We start from the raw sequence: 23,346 nt of genomic DNA on the forward strand, positions 1-23,346 counted from the left end.
CGGCCATGGGGCGACTCGAGGGAAAGATCGCGATCGTCACCGGAGCCGCGTCCGGGATCGGCGCCGCCACCGCACGACGCCTGGCCGCCGAGGGCACGCACACGGTGGTAGCCGACCTGAACCTCGACGGCGCCAAGGCGGTCACGGAGGAGATCCGTGCCGCCGGGGGCGACGCGACGGCGGTTCCGGTCGACCTGGGGGACGTGGAGAGCGTACGGGCCATGGTGGCCACGGCGGTCGAGACGTACGGCGGCCTCGACGTCCTGCACAACAACGCGGCGGCCACGCATCTCGCCGCCCGCCAGGACCTCGCCGTGGTGGAGGCCGACCCGGCGGTCTGGGACGACACGATGCGCATCAACCTGCGCGGCACGATGGTCGCCATCCAGGCCGCCGTACCGCACATGATCGCCCGAGGCGGCGGCTCGATCGTCAACACCTCGTCCGGGTCCGGCCTCGCGGGCGATCTGCGCAACCCCGCGTACGGCGCGTCCAAGGCCGCCCTGATCAACCTCACGCAGTACGTCGCCACCCAGTACGGCAAACAGGGCGTGCGCTGCAACGCCGTCGCGCCGGGGTTCATCGTCACGCCGGCCAGTTCCGGCTCGGCGCACGGGGCGATCAGGGAGGCGATGCTGCGCCATCACCTCACCCCGCGCCTGGGGCTCCCGGAGGACGTCGCGTCGGCGGTCGTCTTCCTCGCCTCCGACGAGTCAGCCTTCATCACCGGCCACACCCTGCGGGTGGACGGCGGGCTGCTGTCGCATCAGCCATACGTCGCGGATCTGCGGGACGCCTGAGCGGGACGTTTTCAGGCGGGACGTTTTGTCGCGAGAGCCGGAGGCGCTTCCCCGCACAGGGAAGCGCCTCCGACGCGTCTCAGGCCGACGCCTCCGGCTCCAGGTCGCCCAGATAGGCCGCCCGGACCGCCGGATCGCGGCGCACCTCCTCCGGCGTACCCGCACAGATCCGGCGTCCGAAGTCCAGGACGACGACCTGGTCGCAGACGCTCATGACCATGTCGACGTCATGCTCGACGAGCAGCACACCCATGCCCCAGTCCTCGGCGAGCCGCCGCACCAGGTGGGCCAGCTCCCGCGTCTCGTCGTCCGAGAGTCCTGCCGCCGGCTCGTCGAGGAGCAGCACGGAGGGCGAGGCGGCCACCGCGCGGGCGATGGCCAGCAGCCGCCGCTCCCCGTACGACAGGTCGCCGACCGGCCGGTCCAGACTGTCCTGGAGACCGAACTCCCGTACGGCGACCAGTACTTGGGCGGGCAGGGGGCGGCTGCCGGGGCGGATCAGGTCCGTGAGGTACGTCCATCGGCCGGGCCGGTCGCAGGCCGCGTACAGGTTGTCCAGGACGGTCATGTCCTCGAACAGTTCCAGTGACTGGAAGGACCGGCTGAGCCCGGCGGCGGCCCGTCGATGCACCGGCAGACGTGTCGCGTCCCGGTCGCCCAGGCGCACACTGCCGGACGCGGCCCTGGTGAAGCCGGTGACCGCGTCGATCGCGGAGGTCTTGCCGGCCCCGTTGGGCCCGATGAGACCGACGACCCGGCCCGGCTCGACGTCCAGCGAGAGCCCGTCGACGGCCACGACACCGCCGTAACGCACGGTCAGATCCCGTACGTGGAGGGGGAGTGGCGTCGCGCGGCGCACCGCCTGTCCAGCCTCCTCCCGCGCGGCCTCCGGCATGCTCGCACCGCGCCCGGCGGACAGTCCACGGTGCACGCCCGCCGCCCGTCTGCCGAGCTCCTTGCCGATACCGTCCTGGTTGCCCACCAGCGTCAGCACCAGGATGATCCCGCCGATCAGCGGCATCCACTCGCTGAGCCCCGGAACCACCAGGTCGCCGAACCGGGCCCCTACCGTGCCGGCCGCGAAGGTCGCGCCGAACAGCGGCCCCACGAGGAATCCGACACCCCCGATGACGGCGAGCCCGAGCGCGGTGACGGACTCGAAGCCGGTGAAGTCGGAGAAGACCACCGAGGTCGAGCGGAAGCCGGTGAGGACTCCGGCGAGGGCGGCGATCGCGGCGGAGAGGCCGAAGACGTAGAGCTTGGCCGCGCGGACGTCGATGCCGAGGGCTGCGGCGGCCCGCTCGTTGGCCCGTACGGCGATGAGGCGGCGGCCGGTTCGGCTGCGCCGCACGTTGGCCACCACGAGCGTGGCGGCGACGAACATCAGGAGCACCACGCCCGCGTACCGCTGCGGATGGTCGACGCCGGAGACGCTGATCCCGAAGAGGGACTGCTTGCCCACGGTGATGCCGTCGCTGCCGGGCGTCGTCGACAGGTCGGTGTTCTGGAAGACCATCGCCTCCAGGGTGGTGCCGAGCCCGAGCGTGATGATGGCGAGGTTGACGCCCCGGGTGCGGACCGCCGGAAGAGCGAACAGCAGGCCGATCGGTACGGTACCCAACACGCCTGCCAGGAGGGCGAGTTCGAAGGGCCAGCCCCAGTCTGCAGCCGTGTGCCCGGCGATGAAGGCGCCGGTCCCGGCGAGGGCGTAGGCGGCGAGGGACACCTGTCCCGCGTAACCGGTGACCACGACGATCGACAGGATGATCAACGCCATCACCAGGGTGGTGGTGATCGCGTCCGCCCACAGCGGAGTCGACAGGCTCACCAGCAGCAGCCCCACCGCGACGGCGAGAGCCAGTGGCAGCGGGCGGACCCTGCCGGAGCCGAGGGCGGGCAGCCGGTCGAGGAACGTGCCGCGCAACGGCAGCGCCTTACCGCGCGCGACCAGCACCAGTGCGATGAAGAGGAACGGCACCGACGAGGCGAGCCCGGTGACGTCGGAGCCGAAGCGGGTCAGTTCGGACTGGACGACGCCGATGACGAGTCCGCCCGCCAGGGTGACGGGGAACGACGAGAACCTGCCGACCAGGGCGGCGGCCAGCGCGCTCAGCAGCAGGGTGGTCAGGCCGGTCACCGACAGGCCGATGACCGGCACGATCAGGATGCCCGTCAGTCCCGCGAGCGCCGAGCCCAGGGCCCAGTTGCCGGTCGCGATCAGGTCCGGGGACCAGCCGAGTGAGGCGGCGGCCCCCTCGTTCTCCGCCACCGCCGTGGTGCCCAGGCCGAACAGGGTGCGCTTGTAGAGGAGATGGAGGAGCGCGGTCACGACGACCGCGATGGCGAGCAGCCAGACGCGGTCCTCGGTCACCGTCGCCCCGGCGATCGTCAGCAGCCGGGTCGGCAGCTTGCCGGGCACCAGTTGCAGGCTGTCGCCGTACCGTTCGACGGCGATCGCGGTGAGCACGATGAACACCGCGAGGGTGCCGACCAGCCGGGCCAGGGTGGACGCCCGGCGCAGCGGGCGGAGCACCAGCAGATGGGTGAGCACCCCCAGCAGCGCGGAGGCGAACACCCCGCAGGCTACGGCCGGCCAGTACGGCACGCCGTGCTGTACGGACAGCTCCCACTGAACGTAGGCGCCGGCCATCCCGATCGCGCCGTGCGCGAGGTTCAGTACCCCGGAGCCCCGGTAGACCAGCACGATGCCGTGCGCGGTGAGTGTGTAGAGCGCGCCCAGACCCAGGCCGAGCAGCGCGAACCTGAGGATGTCGTCCATCGGGGGAACCTCCCAAAGACAGGACGAGAGCAGACGAGATCAGACGAGACAGCGTATTCAGTTAAATAATTGTGCCGAGAGTACTTCACTAACTCGAAAACGCACCCCATGCTGTTCGCATCTCGACGACGAGCACCGCGGAGGAACCATGAACGACCCACGCAGACGCAGAACCGCCGCAGCGACCTGCCTCGCGGTGACCGGAGCTCTGCTCGCGGCGGGCTGCGGAGGAGAGGCCGCCGGCAGCTCCACGGAGAGCACCTCCTCCCTGAAGGGCGCGCCGGTCAAGGTGATGGTCTGGACGCCGGAGGACACCCAGGGCAGCGCCCAGCCCGGCGTCCGGCTCACCGCCCAGGCCTACGAGAAGTGGATCAACGCCAACGGCGGGATCAAGGGCGGCCCGCTGAAGGTCCTCACCTGCAACGAGAAGAACAACCCCGACGAGGCCGAGAAGTGCGCCCAGCAGGCGGTCGCCGAGAAGGTGGTCGCGGTCGTCGGCTCCTACAGCCTCGCGGGCGACCGCTACATGCCCGTCCTGCAGAAGGCCGGCATCCCCTACCTCGGCGGGACCGGCGTCTCCGCCGCGGAGTTCTCCAACCCGCTGTCGTTCCCCGTCAACGGCGGTACCCCGGTCGTGTTCGCCGCGCACGGCCAACAGCTGGTGCGGGCGGGCTGCAAGAAGATCTCAGGCGTGCGCTACGACGTGGCCGCCGCCGCTGTCGTCTCGCAGTTCCTCACCCTTGGCGTGGTCTCCGCCGGAGGGTCGGCGCCCAAGGACATCAAGGTGCCGCTCACCGCCACCGACCTCGCTCCGCAGGTGGCCGCCGCCACCAAGGGCAGCGACTGCGTGAGCGTCATCATGGGTACCGCCTCGGGCCTGTTCGTGAAGTCGTACGTGCAGTCCGGCGCCAAGACGAGGCTTGCCGGAGTCGTCGGCAACCTCACCCCGCAACTGGCCGAGAGCACCGGCGGTGCCGGCAGCCCTCTGGAGGGGGCCCCGATCACCGGCTACTACCCGCCGATCTCCGACCCCGCCTGGAAAGACTTCCTCGAAGCCACCAAGGGCAACAAGGACATCGACCCCACCAACGGCGCCAACGGCACCACCTGGGTGGCGTTCAAGGTCTTCACCGAGGCGGCGAAGAAGCTCCCGGCCGTCTCGGCCAAGGCGTTGGTGCAGGAACTCGACACCACCTCGGGCATCGACACCGGCGGCTTGACCCCGCCGCTGACCTGGAACGCTTCGACGGCCCTGCCCGTCAAGGGACTCGACCGCATCCACAGCACCACGGCCACCGAACTGACCATCCGCGACGGCAAGATCGAGTGGGCCAAGCCCGGCTCGACCTTCGTCGACGTCCGCCAGATGCTCACAGCCATGGCGTCCGGCTGATCCCGCTGATCCAACAGATGCCGCTGATCCGAAAGATCCGGCAGGCCCGGCAGGCCCGATAGATCCGGTAGATCCGGTAGATCCGGTAGATCCGGTAGATCCGGTAGATCCGGCAGGCCCGGCAGGCCCGGCAGGCCCGGCAGATCCGGCAGGCCCGGCAGGTCCGGTAGATCCGGTAGACCCGGCAGGCCCGGCAGATCCGGTAGACCCGGCAGGCCCGGTAGATCCGGTAGATCCGGCAGGCCCGGTAGATCCGGCAGGCCCGGCAGATTTGGCAGATCCGGCTCGTCCGGCCCGAGGAGATTGCCCGTGCACGACACCGACGCGCCCCTGATCGCGACCCGCGCCCTGTCCGCCGGATACGGCACCCGACCAGTCGTCCGCGACCTCGACATCGAGGTCCGGCCGGGTGAGGTCGTCGCCCTGCTCGGCCCCAATGGCGCGGGGAAGACCACGACGCTCAGGGCGCTGTCCGGCGACCTGCCGCCGATGGGCGGTGAGGTGAGCTGGCTGGGCACCACCGGCCACGCCCCCCTGCACCGGCGCGCCCGCGAAGGCCTCGCCTACGTCGGTGAGCGGGCGATCTTCACCCGGCTCGACACCACGGACAACCTCCGGGTCGGCCGGGTGACACCGGACCGGGCCGTCGACCTCTTCCCGGAACTCGGCAAACGTTTGAAGGTCGGCGCGGGCATGCTGTCCGGCGGCGAACAGCAGATGCTGTCGCTGGCCCGCGCCCTCTGCCGGGCGCCCAAACTGCTCCTCGCGGACGAACTGTCGCTCGGCCTCGCCCCGCTCGTGGTCGACCGCCTGCTGCGCGCCGTCCGCGAGGCGGCGGACGGCGGCCTGGGCGCGCTGCTGGTGGAACAGCACGTGCGCAAGGTGCTGGACATCGCGGACCGCGTGTACGTCCTGCACCGCGGCCGCGTCACCATGACCGGCACCCCGAAGGAACTCCGCGCGAACCTGGCCGCGATCGAGTCCTCGTACCTCGCGGAGAGGAACGCGGGAACGACCGCCGAGAAGACTCCGGAAACGACCACGGAGAAGACCGCAGAAGGTCGAAAATCCTCCCCACGCACTTGACGCACGCCCCTTCGGCTACGTAGAGATGGCCGCGCGGTCGGTGATCGCGCGGTCATATCATGGGCCTCGTTCAGCAGAGGCATGCGTCGGTCGGGAGATTCGATGACACGAGCAGTGGCGCACGGTACGGCTCCGGCGGCGCCGCGCAGCGCGGATGTGGCCCGAGTCGCCGGCGTGTCGCGCAAGACGGTGTCGCGGGTCCTCAACAACGAGCCGTACGTCTCCGAAGAGGCTCGTCGACGCGTCCTGGAAGCCGCGGAGCAACTCGGCTACCGGCTGAACCACGCCGCCCGGGCGCTGGCCTCAGGCCGCAGCCGGTCCATCGGCGTCGTCGCCCTCGGCACCGCCGGATACGGCACCGCCTCCCTTCTCGTCGGCATCGAAAGAGCCGTACGCGACGCCGGATACGCGCTCCGCATGGTCAACACGGCGGACGGCCAGCCCGAAGGCATCGCCGGCGCCGTGAACTCACTCGTCGAGCAGGGCGTGGACGGCATCGTCGTCTCCGAACCCATCGTGGAGGGCGAGGTCTCCGTCCGGATCGACGTGCCGCTCCTCTTCCTGGGCGCACCCCCGGCCTTCACCTCCGCCCGGACCCTGACCGCGGGCGTGGGCGCGTTCGAACTGGCGAGGGCGGCCACCGATCACCTGCTGGATCTGGGCCACACCACGGTCCATCACCTCGCCGGTCCGCGCCAGTGGTACGCCTCGAAGGACCGTACCGAGGGCTGGCGTGCGGCGCTGGCGGCACGGGGGGCGTACGAACCTCCGGTGATCGAGGGGGACTGGTCACCCGAGTCCGGCTTCGAGGCGGGCCGCACGCTGGCCGCGGACCCCTCCGTGACCGGGGTATTCGCCGCGGGCGACGAAATGGCCATCGGCCTCGTCCACGCCCTGCGGGAAGCGGGCCGCCGGGTACCGGAGGACATCAGCGTGGTGGGCTTCGACGGCAACCCCGTCTTCGCCTACGTCCACCCTCCTTTGACCACCGTGCGCCAGCCCTTCGACGAGGCGGCACGGGAAGGTATCAGGCTCCTCGTACAGGCCATCGAGGCGCCCGATACCGACCTGCCCGCGGCGAGCGAACCGCCGATCGAACTCGTCGTCCGCGGCTCGACCGCCCCGCCGCCGCCCCACCACGACCGGTAGGCCGTCGTCGCCGGGCCGTCGTTGCGCCGGGCCTATGTGGTCTTCGGCATCCGCAGGGCGAGGAGGGCGACGTCGTCGTCGTTGGCGCCGGGCCTGACCCGCCCCAGCAACTGGTCGGTGAAGGAGTCCAGAGGGCGATGAGCCAGGGCGGCGGCGTGCCGGCGCAGTCGGTGGAGACCCTCGTCGAGGGTGTGGCCCGGTTCCTCGATCAGACCGTCGGTGTAGAGGAGCAGGGTGGATCCCGGCGGCAGCAGGGTGGCGGCGTCGGTCCGGGGCTTCTGGGCTCCGGTGCCCAGGAGTATGCCGTGGCCCTCGGTGAGATAGTCGGCCAGGCCGTCGTGGCTGATCAACAGGGGCGGCGGATGGCCGGCGTTGGTCCAGGTCAGTTTCCAGTGGCCGTCGTGGGCCTCTTCGATCCGCGCGAGGATCATGGTCGCCATGGCGACGTCCGTGATGTGCAGCACCGCCTCGTCCAGGCGTTCGACGATCCGGCTGGGCGGCGACTGCAGGGCCCAGGCGTAGGCGCGGAGCATGTTGCGCACCTGCGCCATGCCGGCCGCCGCCTCCAGGTCGTGGCCGACGACATCACCGATGGCCAGCGCGGTGGCGCCGTCGGACAGGGAGAAGGCGTCGTACCAGTCGCCCCCGACCTGTGAGGCGTCGGGCGCGGGCAGATAGCGGACCGCCATCTGCAGCCGCGGCACGCGCGGCATCTGGGGCAGCAGATGGTTCTGCATGGTCTCCGCGACCTTGCGCTGGCGCTGGTAGAGGCGAGCGTTGTCCAGCGCGAGGCCGGCCCGGCGGGCGATGTCCTCGATCAGGGGGAGATCGGCGGCGCCGAAGTCGCCGGGCTGTTTGGCGCGCCCCAGGGTCATGGCCCCGAGGACCGCTCGTGTGCTGCGGATGGGAGCGATGGCCGCGGAGTGGATGCCGGTGGCGTCGAACAGGCGTCGCTGTTCGACCGCGATGCCGGAATCGGGAGGCCCCTGGTAGGTCTGCGGGCCGGCCAGTGTCGAGGCGACCCCACGCAGCGCCCTGGACAGGGGCATGGGGGATCCCTCGGGGACCGGTGGCATGGGGCCCTGCAGCTCTTCGTGGTGCAGCAGACCGTCGTCGTTCGCCTCGACGACGACAGTGCGCCACACCTCGTCCCGCTCGGTGATCAGGTCGATGATGGCCCAGTCCGCCAGCCGGGGCACCACCAGGGTCACCAGCCGCCGCAGGGCCTCGTCCACATCGAGAGTGGAGGTCAGCTGCGAGGTGGTCGCGGCCAGCAGCGCGAGCCGCTCGATCTCCGGCAGCAGCGTGGCTTCCGGATCGGGCAGCGGATCCGTTTCCCGCGCGGGCCGGGCGGCGTGGAAGAGGACGAGCGTGCTTGGGTCGTGCCCACTGGGGCTGAACGGGGCTATCAGCCACGAGACGGGCAGCAGCGAGCCGTCACCGCGGGCGAAGAACTCCTCCTCGCCCATGGCCGCGTACCCGGCGTGGAAGGCCTGCCGCATACGGCAGCGGGTCCTCGGCAGGGGCTGGCCGTGGCCGTCGCGGTGCAGCAGGTCGTGCGCGTCATGGCCGTAGAGATCCCTGGCCGGCCTGTCCAGATACTTCTCGGCGCGGGAGTTGACGGCGACGATGCGACCCTGCTCGTCCACGAGGTACGCCCCGGTCCCGATGGCTTCCAGTGCCTCGGTGAGCCCGGCGGCCGGTGGCGTTGCCACGGGCCGTTTCCCGTGGGTCTCCGTATGCGCTGGTCCTGCCATTGCCTGATCTCCCTGACTGCTCGCGGCACGGCCCGGTTGGCGGTGTCCGTGCTTCCCGACTGCCCCGTTTCCTGATGAATCCAGCCTCGCCTCCGCTCAGGCCTGGCAAACCGGGGTGCCGGACCTCGGTAGCCATCGAAAATGTGAACGACCCTTCGGGGTCGCTGTCCGAGCGATTCCGGCGGCACGGCATGGCCGCTCTCGGGGCGGCGTACGGCGCCGGTGTGTCCGCGTGCATCCGCAGGCACTGGGTACCCGGCCATCGCACACCCCCCCTGCTACGAGCGTGGGTCAGACCCCTCCTGGAGGAGCCGACAGTGAGCAGTGAATCCGGCGTCAGGATCGTCGTCACGGGAGCCACCGGCAATGTGGGCACCAGTCTGGTGCGGCTGCTGGCCGAGGATGCCGGGGTGGGCTCGGTGCGTGGACTGGCCCGGCGGATCCCCGACTGGTCGCCGGCCAGGACCGAGTGGTCCGCGGTGGATCTGGCGGACGAGAACTCGGACCTGATCGAGGAGTTCGAGGGGGCCGACGCCGTCGTGCATCTGGCCTGGGCGTTCCAGCCCACGCACGACCCGGTCGCTACGTGGCGCACCAACGTCCTGGGCGGCATCCGGGTGTTCGAGGCGGTGGCCGCCGCGAAGGTTCCCGCACTGGTGCACGCCTCGTCGGTCGGCGCGTACTCGCCGGGGCCCAAGGAACACGCCGTTGACGAGTCCTGGCCGACCCATGGCTGGCCCGATGCCGCGTACTGCCGGGAGAAGGCCTACCTGGAGCGGTCACTGGACGCTTTCGAACACGAGCACCCCGGTGTCCGGGTGGTGCGGATGCGGCCCGCGTTCCTCTTCAAGCGGGAGTCGGCGAGCGAACAGCGCCGGATATTCGGCGGCCGTTTTCTCCCGGGACCGCTGGCTCGCCCGGAACTGCTGCCCGTCCTGCCCGACATCCCCGGTCTGCGCGTGCAGGCACTGCACACCGACGACGCGGCCAGGGCGTACCAACTCGCGCTGCACAGCGACGTCCGCGGCGCCTTCAACCTGGCGGGCGAGCCACCCGTCGACGCACAGACGCTGGGCGAGATGCTCGGCGCGCGCCCGGTGCCGTTGCCGCGCCCCGCCGCCCGGACGGCGATCGCCGCCGCCTGGGGCCTGCACCTGCTGCCTGCCTCGCCGCATCTCTTCGACGCCGTGCTGCGACTGCCGATCATGGACTGCTCGAGAGCCCGCACGGAACTGCGCTGGCGACCGGAGCGGACGGCCGTGGAGGTGCTGGAGGAGTTTCTGCAGGGCATGCGCCAGGGAGCCGGCGCGAACACGGAACCCCTGCGGGGCCGCAAGGTGGGCTAGGCCTGCCGTCGCGAAGCAAGCTGGAACGAGCGACTGACTCTCTTGTGGTTACTCAGGAACTGTAGGAGAGTGAACGTCAACCTCGAAGAACGCGGCCTTTTCGGTGACTGGGGAACTGATGGCGACCAAGCAACTGCTCGAAGGCCTGCCCGAGGACGCGGACCTGAGGCGCGCCGACTCCCTGGCGCGGGAGATCTTCTCGGATGTCGCCAACAAGTGGGCGCTCCTGATCATCGAGGCGCTCGGAGAGCGCACCCTGCGCTTCAGCGAGCTGCGGAACGAGGTCGAGGGCGTCAGCCACAAGATGCTCACCCAGAACCTGCGGATGCTGGAGCGCAACGGCCTCGTCGACCGGAAGGTGTATCCCACTGTGCCGCCACGAGTGGAGTACACCCTCACCGAGCCGGGCCGCGCCCTGCGTGCCACGGTCGACGCCCTGTGCGAATGGACCAACCGCTATCTCGGCCACATCGAGGGCGCACGCCGGCACTTCGGCAGCTGATCGACCGCCGCGGGGTCGGTCGACGAACCTCATCGTCGGGTGAGGCCTCGCCTCTGGGTGGCCGGCGGCAGACCCGGCCGCACGGGATCGCCCCGCCCTGCCCCGCTGAAGTGTCGTCAGAGGCAGACCAGTCCGAGTACGCAGATCTCCGGCGACGTGGCCGGCGTGGCGGACTCCGACGGCGCGGGAGTCGCCGACGTGGTGCCCGTGCCTGAGGTGTCCGTGCTTGACGCGTCCGTACCCGTGCCTGCACCCGAACTCGTGCTGGTGCTGGTGGTGTCGGTGCTCTGGGACGTGGGTGCGGGGGAGGCCGGTTTGTCCGCGGTGGTGTTCGTGGCATCGGAGACGGTGGACGCCACCTGTGCCTCGACCGGGGTCGCCGCCTTCGTCAGAGGGACCGTGATGCTGTACTGCTGATTCGCCGGGTTTGCCGGGGACGCGGGCGTGGCAAGGGGCGTGCCGGCCCGCTGCTCGTGCGGCCTGATCGTCGTGGGCGTCGTGTGAGCGGTGGAGGAGCGGGTTGCCGACGAGGTGTGCTCCGCCCGGCGCGTGTCCGCAGGTGGCGAGGAGACCGGAGTGGGGTCCGTGACCTCCTCCTCCGACATCCCCATGACTTCCCTGTCCGGCGCGGAGGCGGCCTGGGTGCGGTCCGGGGTCTGGCGGTTCAGCGAGGCGACGGTCATACCTCCGCCGACCAGCGCGACCGCGGTGGCGACCAGTGCCTTGCGCTGCGTCTTCTTCCAGCGTTCCCGTTGGCGACGGCGCGCCGCCCGGCCCGTCGGCGCGGGGGAGGGGGCGTCCGGGCCGTCGTACGGGTGTTCCTGCGGCGTTCGACCGAGTTCCTCGGCGACGGAATCCGCGTCGTTCCACAGCCGCGCGGGGACGTGCCGCGCTGCCGCGGCCGTCATGGCGGCCGGTGCGGGCGAGCCGTCGGCGAGGGGAGCGATGTCGGGGGCGTAGGCGCCGCAACCGGGGCACATGAGGGCGCCGTTGAGATGCCGACGACATGTGGAGCAGTAGTCCATCTACGGTCTTCCTGTGTTCACTTATGCACGGAGGAGGCGATCCGCGAGCAAAGGTAGCGAGGCTTTCGAAAGGGTGTGTGCAGCCTGTGTGACACTCCTGCGCAGATGCGTCCAGGTCGTGACCGCTGTACGACACATCCGCGGATCGTTTCCCTTGATTGCGTAGCGTCTGATCCGTTTTGCCCACGTGGCCCGCTGTCCGGATCTCGTCGCGGTGCTCTTGTGCCCCAAGTGGCTGTGCGTCAGCCTCTGCGTGTCGGACATTGTCATGGGCATGAAAATAAGGGGTGTGCCGGTGAGACGTGCGAGGAGAACGGCAGACATGGTGAGGCGCGGGCTGACCGGCGCAGGCGTGATCGCCGCGACGGCGCTCGCGCTGAGTTCCCTCGGCGCGGCACCGGCCACTGCCGGCGGTGCGCCCGACGGGGTCATTCAGGGCGCCGAGGCCGAAGGCGCCGTCCCGGGCAGTTACATCGTCGTCCTCGACAAGAACGCCGCCCGGTCCTTGTCCCCGGCGGGCAGGGAGGTCGTCGAGGGGTACGGCGCGAAGATCGAGCGGACGTACCAGGCGGCCCTCAACGGCTATGCCGTCGACCTTTCCGAGAAGCAGGCAAGGAAGCTCGCCGCCGATCCGGCCGTCGCGGCCGTGGTGCAGAACCGGACCTTCACGATCGCCACGACCCAGCCGGTTCCGCCCTCCTGGGGGCTGGACCGCATCGACCAGGGGACCCTCCCGCTGGATCGCGGCTACACCCGGGACGACACCGACGGGGAAGGTGTCACCGCGTACGTCCTGGACACCGGCGTCCGCATCACCCACGCCGACTTCGCCGGACGCGCGTCCTACGGCTACGACGCCATCGACAAGGACAACATCGCCCAGGACGCCCACGGTCACGGTACCCACGTCGCCGGGACCATCGCGGGCAGCGTGTACGGCGTCGCCAAGAAAGCGAAGATCGTCGCCGTACGGGTACTCAACAGCCAGGGGTCGGGCACGACCGCGCAGATCGTCGCGGGCATCGACTGGGTGACCGCGAACGCCGTCAAACCGGCGGTCGCCAACATGAGCATCGTCGGCCCGGGGGACGCCGCGATGGACACCGCCCTGCGCAACTCCATCGCCTCCGGGGTCACCTACGCGGTGGCCGCCGGCAACGACTCGATGGACGCCGGCACCCGCTCACCCGCCCGGGTGACCGAGGCCCTCACGGTCGGCGCCACCACCGCCACCGACGCCAGAGCCTCCTATTCGAACTACGGCAGCGTCCTCGACCTGTTCGCACCGGGCACCGCCGTCGTCTCCGACTGGTTCACCGGTGACAGCGCGGCCAACGCGCTCTCCGGTACGTCGATGGCGACCCCGCACGTCGCCGGAGCCGCCGCCCTCTACCTGGCCGACCACCCCTCGGCCACCCCGGCCGAGGTGCAGAGCACCCTGGTCTCCACCGCCACCACCGGCGTGGTCACCGGCCCGGGCACCGGCTCGCCCAACCGGCTCCTGCGCATCGGCCCCGGCACCGCCGTGACCCCGCCCGCCGGCCCGCGCTTCGAGAACCCGACCGACTACGCGATCAAGGACTTCGCCACCCTCGAGTCGCCGATCACCGTCACCGGGGTGCCCGGCAACGCGCCTTCGCAGCTCCAGGTCCAGGTGGCCATCCAGCACACCTTCGTCGCCGACCTGGAGATCAGGCTGGCCGCGCCGGACGGCACCGTCTACGACCTGAAGGCCCGCACCACCGGTGGCAGTGACCACGATGTCAACGCCACCTATGTCCTGGACGCCTCCGCCGAAGCGGCGGCCGGTACCTGGACACTCCGGGTGACCGACCGGAACCTCTTCAACGGAGGCACGCTGGGCTCCTGGGGCCTGCAGTTCTGAACAGTGCGGATCGACAGGTGAGCGATTCCCATATGGGGGGATAATTCGCTTAGCGACTAAACCGGGACAGGCGAGTTTGTCCGGGGGACCGTGCCGCGCGGTGGTGTGAGAGGTGAGATCGATGGCGGCAGGCAAGAAGGTCAAGAACATGGCCAAGAAGGCCAAGGGCAAGGTGAAGGAAACGTCCGGCGAAGCTGTCGGCAACGAGAGCCTGCAGGCCAAGGGCGCCCGCGAGCAGATGGCGGGCGACGCGAAGCAGACGGCTCAGAAGGCCAAGGACACGCTGAAGCACTGAGAACTGAGCGCTGAGCGCCGGAGGAGGGCGGACGTACACGTCCGCCCTCCTCCGGGATTCCGGGACCGGCCCGTCCCTCAGGCCGCCTGCTCGTCGCTACCGGCGGCGCGGACGGTCCCTGCTGTCGGCCTCGTCATCGTCGAGGTCGTCCTCCTCCGCGTACTCCTCGTCGCCGTCGTCGTACCTCGCGTCAGGGTCCTCTTCGTCCTCCTCGGGCTCATCCTCGTCGGCCTCGTCGGTCTCTTCGTCTTCCTCGAACTCGTCCGCCTCTTCGTCCTCGCCCTCCTCTTCCAGGGCCTCTTCGTGGCTGAGAACCACTTCGCCGTCCCGGATCTCGCCGCGCCAGCCTTCCGGCTCGTCGGTGGTGAGTGAGACGTGCCGCAGGAAGTGCTTGAGGTCCAGACGGAGGCGGCGACCCTGGGCGCGCCACAGGTTGCCGGTCTTCTCGAAGAAGCCGGAGGGGTAGTACTCCACCACGACCACGACACGGGTCAGGGTCGAGGCGAGTTCGTGGAAGCTGACGCAGCCGCGGGTGGTTCCCTTGGCACCCTCGGAGGTCCAGATGATCCGCTCGTCGGGTATCTGCTCCTGAACGGTCGCCTTCCAGCCGCGCGTCGAAGGGCCGACCTTGACCTTCCAGTCGCTGGTGGTGTCGTCGTCGCGCGAGACGTCACGAACACCCTTGGCGAAGCCGCTGAACTCCTCGTACTGCGTCCAGTGGTCGTACACGGTCCGCAGCGGCAGGCCCACATCGATGAACTCGACGATGTTGACGACCTTGCCGCCGCTCTTGCGGCCCTTCTTGCCCTTGCCGAAGATCTGGGAGGCGGCGCCGGTGATCTTGTCCTTGAGGCTGCTGAGGCCCTGGCCCGCCATCGCCTTGGTGGGTGAGTCGCCGCGCAGCATCCGCCCCCCGATACCGGCGACGTCGGAGAGTTTCCCGTCGCCCTGCGCCACGTCCTGGAGCTGATCGGTGACTTCCCCGAGTTTGTCGGACGCCTTGTCCGCCAGCTGCTCGGCCTGGGCCTGCAGGAACGAGGTCAGCTCGGTGAGGAGCTGGTCCAGTCCCGACTGCGAGTCCTGCGCCCCGGAGCGTCTTGACTGTGCCATGACCTACCTCCGTGTGGACGGCTTGCGGCCCGACGTCTTCTTCGCCGCCGGCTTACTGGCCGCCGTCTTGCGTGCGGGGGCACGCGCGGCGGTCTTCTTCGCCGGTGCCTTCTTCGCCGTCTTCTTGGCGGCGGTCCTGGACGGTGGCGCCTTCTTGGCGGCCGCGGAGCGCGTCGAGGTCCTTCCCGCGGAGCTCTTCTTCGGCGCGGCCTTCTTGGGTGCGGCCTTCTTGGCCGCCGGCTTCGTCGCCGCCGTCTTCTTTGCCGCGGGCTTCTTGGCGGGGGTCCTGGATGTGGAGGTGCTCGATCGCCGGGAAGTCCCTCGGGCGGGAGCGGCGGTGCGGGTACGAGTGCGGGTCCGGGAGCGGGTCGGTGACCGTCCACGACTGCGGGACGGCGGCTTTTCCTCTTCCTGGTCCTCCTCGCCCTCCTCCTCGTCGTCCTCGCCTTCCGCTTCTTCCTCTTCCGCATCCGGCTCGTAAGATTCCTCCGCCTCGTCCTCCTCCGGCTCCTCTTCCTCCGCTTCCCCCTCCTCCTCGGCCTCCGGCTCCGTGGAGCCCTCCTCGCCCCCTTCCTCGTCCTCGTCTTCCGTGTCGTACGCGTCCTCTTCCTCGTCCTCGTACGGCTCCTCCTCGTCCTCCCGCTCGTTTTCGCCGGTCAGTTCGAGGGTCCGGTCGTGGAGCGAGTCGGCGAGACCGGTGAGCTTGCGATTCGCCGCCGCCCCCAGCGCCTTCTTGCCCGCGTCCAGGGCCTCGCCGCGAAGCTGGTCGCCGAACTCTGCGAACTGGGGCATCTCCTTGAGCTTGCTGAGGCCCTGTGTCATGAGCTGGCCCGGCTGAAGGCCGAAACGGCGGCCGGCGAGGTATGTCGCCGCAGTGAACGCGAGGCGGCCCTTCTTGGCGCGTCCCAGTACGTAGCCCCCGGCCATGGCGGCCGCAAGCGCGATCTTGGTCGTGTCCTGCATGAGCTGCTCTCCCTTCACCAGCGCGCTTGCCTGCCGCGGCTGGATGTTCCGCGCTACACCGGCTACCCCCAATCCGGGAGAAATCTCCCTATATGATGAAAATGTAGTGTCAGCGAGCGGGGTTCCCCCAGGGGAGTGACCACATGGCCGCAGCAGAACCGTCCCGTCCGGCGCGCCGCACTTCCCCCAAGCGCCGGCCAGAGGTTCCGGACGCGCCCACGGCGATGCGCTCCGCAGCCGGGCAACTGGCTCAACTGCTGGGCAGATCCCCCGACTCCGTCTCGTCGCTCAAGCCGACCGACGACGGCTGGGAGGCGCAGGTGGAGGTGGTGGAACTGGAACGCGTGCCCGACACCACCAGCGTGATGGCCAGCTATCGGGTCGCCCTGGATGCCCAGGGACGGCTGGTCTCCTACGAACGGACCCGCCGGTACAGCCGAGGCATGATCGACCGGCCGACCTGAGGAGGGTGGTCCGGGAAAGGAGGCGCCATGACCATGGTGCCGCAGAGCGGCGGCAGCGTAAGCCGAGGTGGAGGCGGTACGGGCGGCAGCAGCCTCTACGACGTGTTGGAGCTCATTCTCGACCGAGGGCTGGTCATCGACGTCTTCGTCCGTATCTCGGTGGTGGGCATCGAACTCATCAAGATCGACGCCCGCATAGTCGTGGCCAGCGTCGACACCTACCTGCGCTTCGCCGAAGCGTGCAACCGGCTCGACCTCGAAGCGGGCCGGAAGTCACCCGCCCAGCTCCCCGAGGTCGTCGGCGACATGATGGAAGGGGGCGCCCGCGGAAAGTCCAAGGGCGCGCTCAGCGGGGCGGTCGACGCCGTGTCCGAATCCCTCACCGGCCGCTCCTCCAAGCGCGACGAACCCGACGAGGAGGAAGCCGAGGAAGAAGCGGCGCCCAGGAAGAGGCGTCCCGCCCGGCGCCCGGCCCGCCGGGAAAGGGAGTAGGCGATGGCACTCTACGTGTACGCGATCACGGCCAAGGACCATCCCCAGCGCCTCGACGACCTGACGGGTGTGGGCTCCCACCCCGCGCCCCTGCGTACGGTCACCGCGGGCCCCCTGTGCGCGGTGGTCAGCGAGATCTCCGAGGAGATCCGCCCCAAGCGCAGGGACCTCCAGGCGCATCAGGAGGTACTGGAAAGGCTCATGTCCGACGCCGTGATACTGCCGCTCCAGTTCGGCTACTTCGCCCCCGACGACCAGGCCGTCCACCAGGCACTGGAAGCGAACGTCGACCGCTACCTGGCGACTCTCGAGCGACTCGACGGCTGCGCCGAGTACCACGTGCGGGCGTCCCAGGCCGACGAGGACGAGCTGTTGCGCCAGATCCTGCGGGATTCCCCCGAAGCGAGCGACCTCAACGAGCGGATCCGGGCAGGCGCGCAGGACCCGCAGCTGCCTCTCGCCCTCGGGGAACTGGTCGCCCGCGAGGTGCAGGAACGCCAGGACGCGCTGGCGGCGGACATCGCTGAGACGCTGATCCCCTACGGCCGGGAGCACACCACTCATCCGCCCTCCAGCCCCGACTTCCTCAATCTGTCGCTGCTCGTGCCCCATGACCGTACGGAGGACTTCCTGGCGGCGCAGGCCGGCCTCGCCGGCCGGATCCAGGGCGGGGTGGATTTCCGGCTCACCGGCCCTCTGCCCCCGTACAGCTTCGTCGCGTGACCCGGTGCCGCCACCTCCAACCCGGTGCGACCCCCAACCCAGGAAGGAGCAACCATGGGACTGCTGACCAGTCTGCTCACCCTGCCGACCGCCCCCGTACGGGCCGTCGTCTGGGCCGCCCAGCGGGTCGAGGAGAAGGCCAAGGACGAGTACTACGACCCGGCCCCGGTGTGGCGAGAGCTCGCCGACCTGGAGCGGCGCCTGCAGAAGGGCGAGATCGACGAGGACACCTTCGACCGCCGCGAGGACGAGCTGATCGACCGCCTCACCGAGATCGCCGAGTTCCGCCAGCAGATTCCCTGACGTAGCAGATTCCCTGACGCAGCAGTCTCCTTGACGCAGCAGTTCCCTGACAGGGAAGCGAGGCCGACATCGTGTCTGAGCCACTACCCGGCCGACTCGGATCCTTCCCGTCCCGAGCCGCCCCGGCGCCGTACGGGCAGAGCACCTCCAGCCTCGCCGACATCCTGGAAAGGGTGCTGGACAAGGGCATCGTCATCGCCGGCGACATCCGCATCAACCTTCTCGACATCGAACTGCTGACGATCAAGCTCCGCATCCTGGTCGCCTCCGTGGACAAGGCGAAGGAGATGGGCATCGACTGGTGGGAGCACGATCCCTCGCTCTCCTCGCGCCACACGGGCAGCCCCCTCGAGCAGGAGAACCGCCGACTGCGGGCCGAGTTGGAGGCCCTGCGCCGCGAACGCTCCGACGGTCAGGAGATCTCCGCGGGCACCGCCGAAGAGGAACCCGAGAGGGGCACAGGCGGTGGGACGCCACGGGAGCGCCGGCCATGACCACGACTGACGACGCCCTCACCTACGTCTACGCCGCACTACCCCTCACGACAGCCCTCCGCGACGCCCTGAAGGACCTGAGGGGCATCCACGGCTCCCCTGTCCTGAGCGTCACCGCACCGACCGGCACCGGCATCGGCATCGGCACCGGCCCGGCTCCCGGGACCGGGGGTATGTCGCCGCCTCTCGCCTTCGCCACGAGCCACGTACCTCGGCGCGAGTTCAACGAGAGCGCGCTGAAGCGCCACTTCGAGGACCTGGAGTGGCTCGAGGAGGTCGCCCGCGCCCACCACGACGTAGTACAGGCGCTCTGCGCCCACACCACGGTCCTTCCGCTGCGCCTGGCCACCGTCTACCAGGACGACGACCGCGCGGGCCGGGCCCTCGCCGAGCAGTACGAGGCATTCGCCGACCGACTCGCCCAACTCGCCGCGCACACCGAATTCGGCGTGAAAATCTATCTGACCGCCACCGGCGCCCACACCGACACCGGATCCGTTGCCGACGCTTCCGTCACTCCGGGAAAGGCGTATCTCCAGCGACGCAGAGCCCAGCACAGCGCCCAGGAAGCCATGTACGGCCAAGCGCGGGAGGCCGCCGACATCGTCGAGGCCGTCGCCTCCCGATACGCCTCGCAACGTGTGCGGCACCCCGCCCAGCGCGGTGCTCTGACCGGGCCCGCGGAGAACGTCCTCAACGACGCCTACCTCGTCCCCGACGCGCACGCGAAGCCCTTCCGGGCCGCGATCGAAGAGGCTGTCGGCCGGTTCGACGGCATCAGTGTCGATGTGACCGGGCCCTGGGCGCCCTACTCCTTCGCCATGCCGCCGGCCGAGAGCCGGCACTCGGCCGACGACGGCGAGGAGAGCGGGCGATGACTCCCACGGAGTACGGAGAACCGCTGCCCGGGCGCCAGGTGGCGCTGGTGGATCTCCTCGACCGGCTGCTCAGCGGCGGGGTGGTCATCACCGGAGACATCGTTCTGTCGATCGCCGACATCGATCTCGTCCGCATCTCGCTGCGTGCCCTCATCGTGTCCGTCAGCTCCGAGAACCACCCGGCCGAGGGCGACCCAGGAGTCCGGCCATGAGCGCGGAACACCCCGACCGGCACCGCAGTCGGCCGCCGCACCCGGATCCCGGCCTCCAAGGCGTCAGCGAGTCGATGACGCAGGCCTTCCGCCTCGTTCAGGCACCGCCCACGCCGCCCGGGAAGGCCCCTCGCGCGGCCCACCGCATGTACACCGACCGCGACTCGGTGGAGGAGGACCTTCTCAAACTCGTCCTCACCCTGGTCGAACTCCTGCGTCAGCTCATCGAGCGGCAAGCACTGCGCCGCGTGGACGAGGGAGACCTCACGGACGAACAGGAGGAGGAACTGGGAGCCACCCTCCTCGCGCTTCACGACCGACTGGCCGACCTGTGCGCCGAGCACGGCTACACCCTGGACGACCTCAACCTCGACCTCGGCCCCCTGGGACCTCTCCTCCCGCGTCGCACCTGAGGAACGCCCGCGCACGCTGTGTGAGGATGTGGCGATGCGGTGGCTGAGTGGGCGTGGGCGGCGGACGGTCGTACTCGTGGCGGTGGGAAGCACCGCGCTCGCTCTGGCCGCCTGTGGCGCGGACGGCGTCGGCGGCGGCGCCGACGGGGAGCCCGAGGGCCGCGAGGAGATGTACCAGCGCGTCATCGAAGACCCGCACCCCGACCCCGCCGAGGTCATCGACGCGGCCGGCGCACCCGGCGACGCGGTGCGCGCGGACGACGGTTCACTGCTCCTGACCTACGACGCCGGCAACGTCGAGGACGACGAGGGACCGGCCGCCACCGCATGGCGCATCGTCGGCCCCGACGGCCGGACGGTGGCCCAGCACGCGGAGCACGCCGACGCCGAGGACATCCCGCCCAGGTTCGAGGCAGTGCGCGGAGGCTTCGTACGGGTGCCGCCGCCCGGTGTGGCCGACGGAGCGTACGCCCTCGACGTACGCGGCAAGCGGCACAAGGTCGTCAGCAGCGGGACCCCGTTGCGCTCCCGCCCCGGAGACGTGCTTCTCGCCGAACCCGAGCCGGCCCTCATCTACCGCCCCTCCACGCGCACGGTCGCGCCCCCGGCCGGACTGCCGGACGACGCTGTCCGCATCGCCGTCGACGAGCGGGGCACCGTCTGGAGCCTGGACCAGCCGCTGTCCGACGACCCCAACCGCCTTGTGTGGCAGCGCGACGGCCGCACTCTCGGGTCGACGACCGTCCCCGAGCCGTTCCTGGGGGGAGTTGTCGCCGCGCGAGGCGGCACCGCGGCGCTGTCCCTGATCCGGGACGAGGGTGTGCGGGGCCTGCTGGTGACCACGGACGACGGCGAGCACTGGCGGACGGTCCTCGCGGGCGGCATCGCCTGGACGGAGCTGAAGCCCGACCCGGACGCGCTGGTACTGGAGTTGCTGACCGACGGACGGCTGCTCGTCGGCGAGGAGAGCGGCCGCTACTGGCTCGCCGACGACCGCACCAACAGCGCCTTCCACGAGCTGAGGACGCCGGCGAGATTCACGTCGTTCACCGTCGCCGGCACGACCCTGTACGGCATCGCGGACGCGACGACGGCGACGTACGACCTGGTGAAGGGCGAAGGAGTGTGGACCTCTCGCGACGGCGGACGCCAGTGGCGCCGTGTCGGAGGCGTGCCCCGGTGATACGGGGGCACACGGCTCTCACCCAGACGAGAGGAGCCGCTCCATGCTCGGGATAGCCGCGGCAGTACTTTTCTTCATCTCCTTCCTCATCAACGCCGCAGAGATCAGCACGAACGACGTCTTCACCTCCACGAACGTCATGCTCCTCGGCCTGATGCTCCTCGCACTGCACGTCGCGGGAATCGGCACCGGCTGGTCCGGCCGCAGGCGCTGAGGAACGCAAGCCGAGAGCGGAAAAGCTTCGAAACATTCGAGAAAATGGGCCTGGAGCATTTGCTTCCAATGTGGAGACCTATTGATTAGACCCAGCACCACCCTGCTCCACTGAGCCATATCAGGCTGCTGAGCTGGAAGAAAATCCGACCGCTGCACGCTGTCACCGTGTTCGAATGTTTCGGAGTCAATACCGAAACTATTGACACCTGACGTGCTCCGGCCAACACTGTCGCGTGTTCAGCCCCCATCGGTCCCCTGAGGACGAGGAGGAAACACGCACATGAACAACGCACCCGCACGTGCACGCGTATCCCGGCTCCGGCTGCTCATCAGCGGCATCTGCACCATGCTGCTGGTGGCGGTCGCCGCACTGACCCTGCCCGGCACCGCCCAGGCCGCCACGGTCATCACCACGAACCAGACCGGCACCAACAACGGCTACTACTACTCGTTCTGGACCGACGCGCCGGGCACGGTCTCCATGACCCTGAACAACGGTGGCAACTACAGCACTTCATGGAGCAACACCGGTAACTTCGTGGCCGGCAAGGGCTGGAGCAACGGCGCCCGCAGGACAGTCTCCTACTCGGGCAGCTTCAACCCGTCCGGCAACGCCTACCTGGCGCTGTACGGCTGGACGTCCAACCCGCTGGTCGAGTACTACGTCGTCGACAACTGGGGCACCTACCGGCCCACCGGAACGTACAAGGGCACGGTCACCAGCGACGGCGGCACCTACGACATCTACCAGACCACCCGCTACAACGCCCCCTCCGTGGAAGGCACCCGCACCTTCAACCAGTACTGGAGCGTCCGGCAGTCGAAGCGGACCGGCGGCACCATCACCACCGGCAATCACTTCGACGCGTGGGCCCGCGCCGGAATGCCCATGGGCAGCTTCAACTACTACATGATCCTCGCCACCGAGGGTTACCGGAGCAGCGGCAACTCGAACATCACGGTGGGCTGACCATGACCTCACATCCCCTCGGGTCAGCCAATACCTCGATGAAGGCAAGGCGTCTCGCGTTACTCGCCGCCGCCGTGCTGGCCGCCTCCACCGCCCTCACCGGCCATACCGTCGCCCTCACCGGACACACCGCCGCCCCGGCACGGGCAGCCGCCTGCAACGGATACGTCGGGCTCACCTTCGACGACGGCCCGTCCACCAGCACGACGACTCTGCTCAACGCCCTTACGCGCAACGGGCTTCGGGCCACGATGTTCAACCAGGGCCAGTACGCCGCCGCCAACCCGGCCCTGGTCCGCGCCCAGGTGAACGCGGGCATGTGGGTCGCCAACCACAGCTACACCCACCCGCACCTCACCCAACTCGGCCAGGCGCAGATCGACTCGGAGATCTCCCGGACCCAACAGGCCGTAGCCAACGCGGGCGGTGGCACTCCGGTGCTGTTCCGCCCGCCGTACGGCGAGACCAACGCGACGGTGAAGGCGGTCGCGGCCAAGTACGGTCTGACCCAGATCATCTGGGACGTCGACTCCCAGGACTGGAACAGCGCCAGTACCGACGCGATCGTGCAGGCCGCCGCCCGGCTCACCAACGGGCAGGTCATCCTCATGCACGACTGGCCCGCCAACACGGTCGCCGCGATTCCACGCATCGCGCAGGGCCTGGCGGGCCGCGGCCTGTGCGCCGGGAAGATCTCCCCGGCGACCGGACGAGCCGTGGCACCTTAGGCGGCACCTCCTGACACAGCCGCAGTCAGCAACACCGGTACACCCGCACAGTTGGGGGGGGGGCCCCCCCCCCCCCCCCCCCCCCGGGCCCCCCCCCCCCCCGGGGGGATTTTGTAAATTTGATAAGCGGAGGGGTGTTCATTGGGGTGGTAGTGGGGGGGGGCCCCCGGGCAGGCCGAG

At 69.8% G+C, this 23,346-nt stretch carries 25 protein-coding genes; 20 read left to right on the forward strand and 5 right to left on the reverse strand.

From position 1 onward, the window contains the following. The first annotated feature begins 5 nt into the window (after nucleotides 1-5). Nucleotides 6-800 carry a glucose 1-dehydrogenase gene (locus ABZ855_RS34990; protein ID WP_360813750.1) on the forward strand — a complete coding sequence of 265 codons (795 nt, stop codon included), beginning with the start codon at nucleotides 6-8 and terminating at the stop codon, nucleotides 798-800. Between the two features lie 79 nt (nucleotides 801-879). On the opposite strand, the gene ABZ855_RS34995 is transcribed toward ABZ855_RS34990, so the two are convergent. Then, nucleotides 880-3,579 carry a branched-chain amino acid ABC transporter permease/ATP-binding protein gene (locus ABZ855_RS34995; protein ID WP_360813752.1) on the reverse strand — a complete coding sequence of 900 codons (2,700 nt, stop codon included), beginning with the start codon at nucleotides 3,577-3,579 and terminating at the stop codon, nucleotides 880-882. A 148-nt stretch (nucleotides 3,580-3,727) separates the two neighbouring features. On the opposite strand from ABZ855_RS34995, the gene ABZ855_RS35000 reads away from it, so the two are divergent. The 3 genes from ABZ855_RS35000 (at nucleotide 3,728) to ABZ855_RS35010 (ending at nucleotide 7,207) form a co-directional block, all read left to right on the forward strand. Then, entirely contained in the window at nucleotides 3,728-4,972 is a 1,245-nt protein-coding gene (locus ABZ855_RS35000; RefSeq protein WP_360813754.1) for an ABC transporter substrate-binding protein, read from the forward strand. Between the two features lie 309 nt (nucleotides 4,973-5,281). Beyond that, nucleotides 5,282-6,058 (forward strand): ABC transporter ATP-binding protein, encoded by a 777-nt coding sequence (locus ABZ855_RS35005; RefSeq protein ID WP_360813756.1) that lies wholly within the window; start codon nucleotides 5,282-5,284, stop codon nucleotides 6,056-6,058. A 102-nt stretch (nucleotides 6,059-6,160) separates the two neighbouring features. Continuing rightward, entirely contained in the window at nucleotides 6,161-7,207 is a 1,047-nt protein-coding gene (locus tag ABZ855_RS35010; protein ID WP_360813758.1) for a LacI family DNA-binding transcriptional regulator, read from the forward strand. Between the two features lie 32 nt (nucleotides 7,208-7,239). Here the strand turns inward: ABZ855_RS35010 and ABZ855_RS35015 are convergent, their stop codons facing one another. After that, nucleotides 7,240-8,964 (reverse strand): SpoIIE family protein phosphatase, encoded by a 1,725-nt coding sequence (locus tag ABZ855_RS35015; RefSeq protein ID WP_360813760.1) that lies wholly within the window; start codon nucleotides 8,962-8,964, stop codon nucleotides 7,240-7,242. 317 nt (nucleotides 8,965-9,281) lie between these two features. Here ABZ855_RS35015 and ABZ855_RS35020 point away from each other — a divergent pair, with 317 nt between their 5' ends. Together ABZ855_RS35020 and ABZ855_RS35025 are read left to right on the forward strand one after the other, a co-directional pair. Next, complete coding sequence (locus tag ABZ855_RS35020) at nucleotides 9,282-10,310, forward strand: SDR family oxidoreductase (RefSeq protein WP_360813762.1); 1,029 nt, start codon at nucleotides 9,282-9,284, stop codon at nucleotides 10,308-10,310. Nucleotides 10,311-10,428: 118 nt separating this feature from the next. After that, nucleotides 10,429-10,812, forward strand: a complete 384-nt coding sequence (locus tag ABZ855_RS35025; protein ID WP_319202499.1) for a helix-turn-helix domain-containing protein — start codon at nucleotides 10,429-10,431, stop codon at nucleotides 10,810-10,812. Nucleotides 10,813-10,928: 116 nt separating this feature from the next. Here the strand turns inward: ABZ855_RS35025 and ABZ855_RS35030 are convergent, their stop codons facing one another. Beyond that, nucleotides 10,929-11,837, reverse strand: a complete 909-nt coding sequence (locus ABZ855_RS35030; protein WP_360813765.1) for a hypothetical protein — start codon at nucleotides 11,835-11,837, stop codon at nucleotides 10,929-10,931. 322 nt (nucleotides 11,838-12,159) lie between these two features. Here ABZ855_RS35030 and ABZ855_RS35035 point away from each other — a divergent pair, with 322 nt between their 5' ends. Both ABZ855_RS35035 and ABZ855_RS35040 read left to right on the forward strand, forming a co-directional pair. Then, complete coding sequence (locus ABZ855_RS35035; RefSeq protein ID WP_360813767.1) at nucleotides 12,160-13,722, forward strand: S8 family serine peptidase; 1,563 nt, start codon at nucleotides 12,160-12,162, stop codon at nucleotides 13,720-13,722. Between the two features lie 121 nt (nucleotides 13,723-13,843). Beyond that, complete coding sequence (locus tag ABZ855_RS35040; RefSeq protein ID WP_360813769.1) at nucleotides 13,844-14,017, forward strand: CsbD family protein; 174 nt, start codon at nucleotides 13,844-13,846, stop codon at nucleotides 14,015-14,017. Nucleotides 14,018-14,113: 96 nt separating this feature from the next. On the opposite strand, the gene ABZ855_RS35045 is transcribed toward ABZ855_RS35040, so the two are convergent. After that, on the reverse strand, nucleotides 14,114-15,127 hold the full coding sequence (locus ABZ855_RS35045) for an SRPBCC family protein (protein WP_360813771.1): 1,014 nt from the start codon (nucleotides 15,125-15,127) through the stop codon (nucleotides 14,114-14,116). Between the two features lie 3 nt (nucleotides 15,128-15,130). Further along, nucleotides 15,131-16,090 (reverse strand): histone protein, encoded by a 960-nt coding sequence (locus tag ABZ855_RS35050; RefSeq protein ID WP_360813773.1) that lies wholly within the window; start codon nucleotides 16,088-16,090, stop codon nucleotides 15,131-15,133. A gap of 143 nt (nucleotides 16,091-16,233) precedes the next feature. Here ABZ855_RS35050 and ABZ855_RS35055 point away from each other — a divergent pair, with 143 nt between their 5' ends. The 12 genes from ABZ855_RS35055 (at nucleotide 16,234) to ABZ855_RS35110 (ending at nucleotide 23,166) form a co-directional block, all read left to right on the forward strand. Next, complete coding sequence (locus ABZ855_RS35055) at nucleotides 16,234-16,554, forward strand: gas vesicle protein (RefSeq protein WP_360813775.1); 321 nt, start codon at nucleotides 16,234-16,236, stop codon at nucleotides 16,552-16,554. A 27-nt stretch (nucleotides 16,555-16,581) separates the two neighbouring features. Then, nucleotides 16,582-17,046 carry a gas vesicle protein GvpJ gene (gene gvpJ / locus ABZ855_RS35060; protein WP_319202481.1) on the forward strand — a complete coding sequence of 155 codons (465 nt, stop codon included), beginning with the start codon at nucleotides 16,582-16,584 and terminating at the stop codon, nucleotides 17,044-17,046. A 3-nt stretch (nucleotides 17,047-17,049) separates the two neighbouring features. After that, nucleotides 17,050-17,769, forward strand: a complete 720-nt coding sequence (locus ABZ855_RS35065) for a GvpL/GvpF family gas vesicle protein (RefSeq protein ID WP_360813777.1) — start codon at nucleotides 17,050-17,052, stop codon at nucleotides 17,767-17,769. 54 nt (nucleotides 17,770-17,823) lie between these two features. Continuing rightward, the gene (locus tag ABZ855_RS35070; protein ID WP_360813779.1) at nucleotides 17,824-18,072 is read left to right on the forward strand and encodes a gas vesicle protein GvpG; all 249 of its coding nucleotides are present in this window, start codon (nucleotides 17,824-17,826) and stop codon (nucleotides 18,070-18,072) included. A 71-nt stretch (nucleotides 18,073-18,143) separates the two neighbouring features. Continuing rightward, nucleotides 18,144-18,566: a gas vesicle protein gene (locus tag ABZ855_RS35075; RefSeq protein WP_360813781.1), complete on the forward strand. Its 423-nt coding sequence runs from the start codon at nucleotides 18,144-18,146 to the stop codon at nucleotides 18,564-18,566. Further along, the gene (locus tag ABZ855_RS35080; RefSeq protein WP_360813783.1) at nucleotides 18,563-19,444 is read left to right on the forward strand and encodes a GvpL/GvpF family gas vesicle protein; all 882 of its coding nucleotides are present in this window, start codon (nucleotides 18,563-18,565) and stop codon (nucleotides 19,442-19,444) included. Before ABZ855_RS35075 ends, ABZ855_RS35080 begins: the two co-directional genes overlap by 4 nt. Beyond that, the gene (locus ABZ855_RS35085) at nucleotides 19,441-19,656 is read left to right on the forward strand and encodes a gas vesicle protein (protein WP_360813785.1); all 216 of its coding nucleotides are present in this window, start codon (nucleotides 19,441-19,443) and stop codon (nucleotides 19,654-19,656) included. The genes ABZ855_RS35080 and ABZ855_RS35085 overlap by 4 nt, the downstream gene beginning before the upstream one ends. After that, entirely contained in the window at nucleotides 19,653-20,069 is a 417-nt protein-coding gene (locus tag ABZ855_RS35090) for a gas vesicle protein K (RefSeq protein ID WP_360813787.1), read from the forward strand. Before ABZ855_RS35085 ends, ABZ855_RS35090 begins: the two co-directional genes overlap by 4 nt. Nucleotides 20,070-20,103: 34 nt before the next feature. Next, on the forward strand, nucleotides 20,104-21,252 hold the full coding sequence (locus ABZ855_RS35095) for a hypothetical protein (RefSeq protein ID WP_360813789.1): 1,149 nt from the start codon (nucleotides 20,104-20,106) through the stop codon (nucleotides 21,250-21,252). A gap of 43 nt (nucleotides 21,253-21,295) precedes the next feature. Next, nucleotides 21,296-21,466 carry a hypothetical protein gene (locus ABZ855_RS35100; protein WP_360813791.1) on the forward strand — a complete coding sequence of 57 codons (171 nt, stop codon included), beginning with the start codon at nucleotides 21,296-21,298 and terminating at the stop codon, nucleotides 21,464-21,466. 282 nt (nucleotides 21,467-21,748) lie between these two features. After that, nucleotides 21,749-22,438, forward strand: a complete 690-nt coding sequence (locus ABZ855_RS35105) for a glycoside hydrolase family 11 protein (protein ID WP_360813793.1) — start codon at nucleotides 21,749-21,751, stop codon at nucleotides 22,436-22,438. A 38-nt stretch (nucleotides 22,439-22,476) separates the two neighbouring features. Continuing rightward, nucleotides 22,477-23,166, forward strand: a complete 690-nt coding sequence (locus ABZ855_RS35110) for a polysaccharide deacetylase family protein (RefSeq protein ID WP_360813795.1) — start codon at nucleotides 22,477-22,479, stop codon at nucleotides 23,164-23,166. Nucleotides 23,167-23,346: the final 180 nt, after the last annotated feature.

The organism is Streptomyces sp. NPDC047042 (assembly GCF_040644035.1).
In the GTDB taxonomy this organism is placed as follows: domain Bacteria; phylum Actinomycetota; class Actinomycetes; order Streptomycetales; family Streptomycetaceae; genus Streptomyces.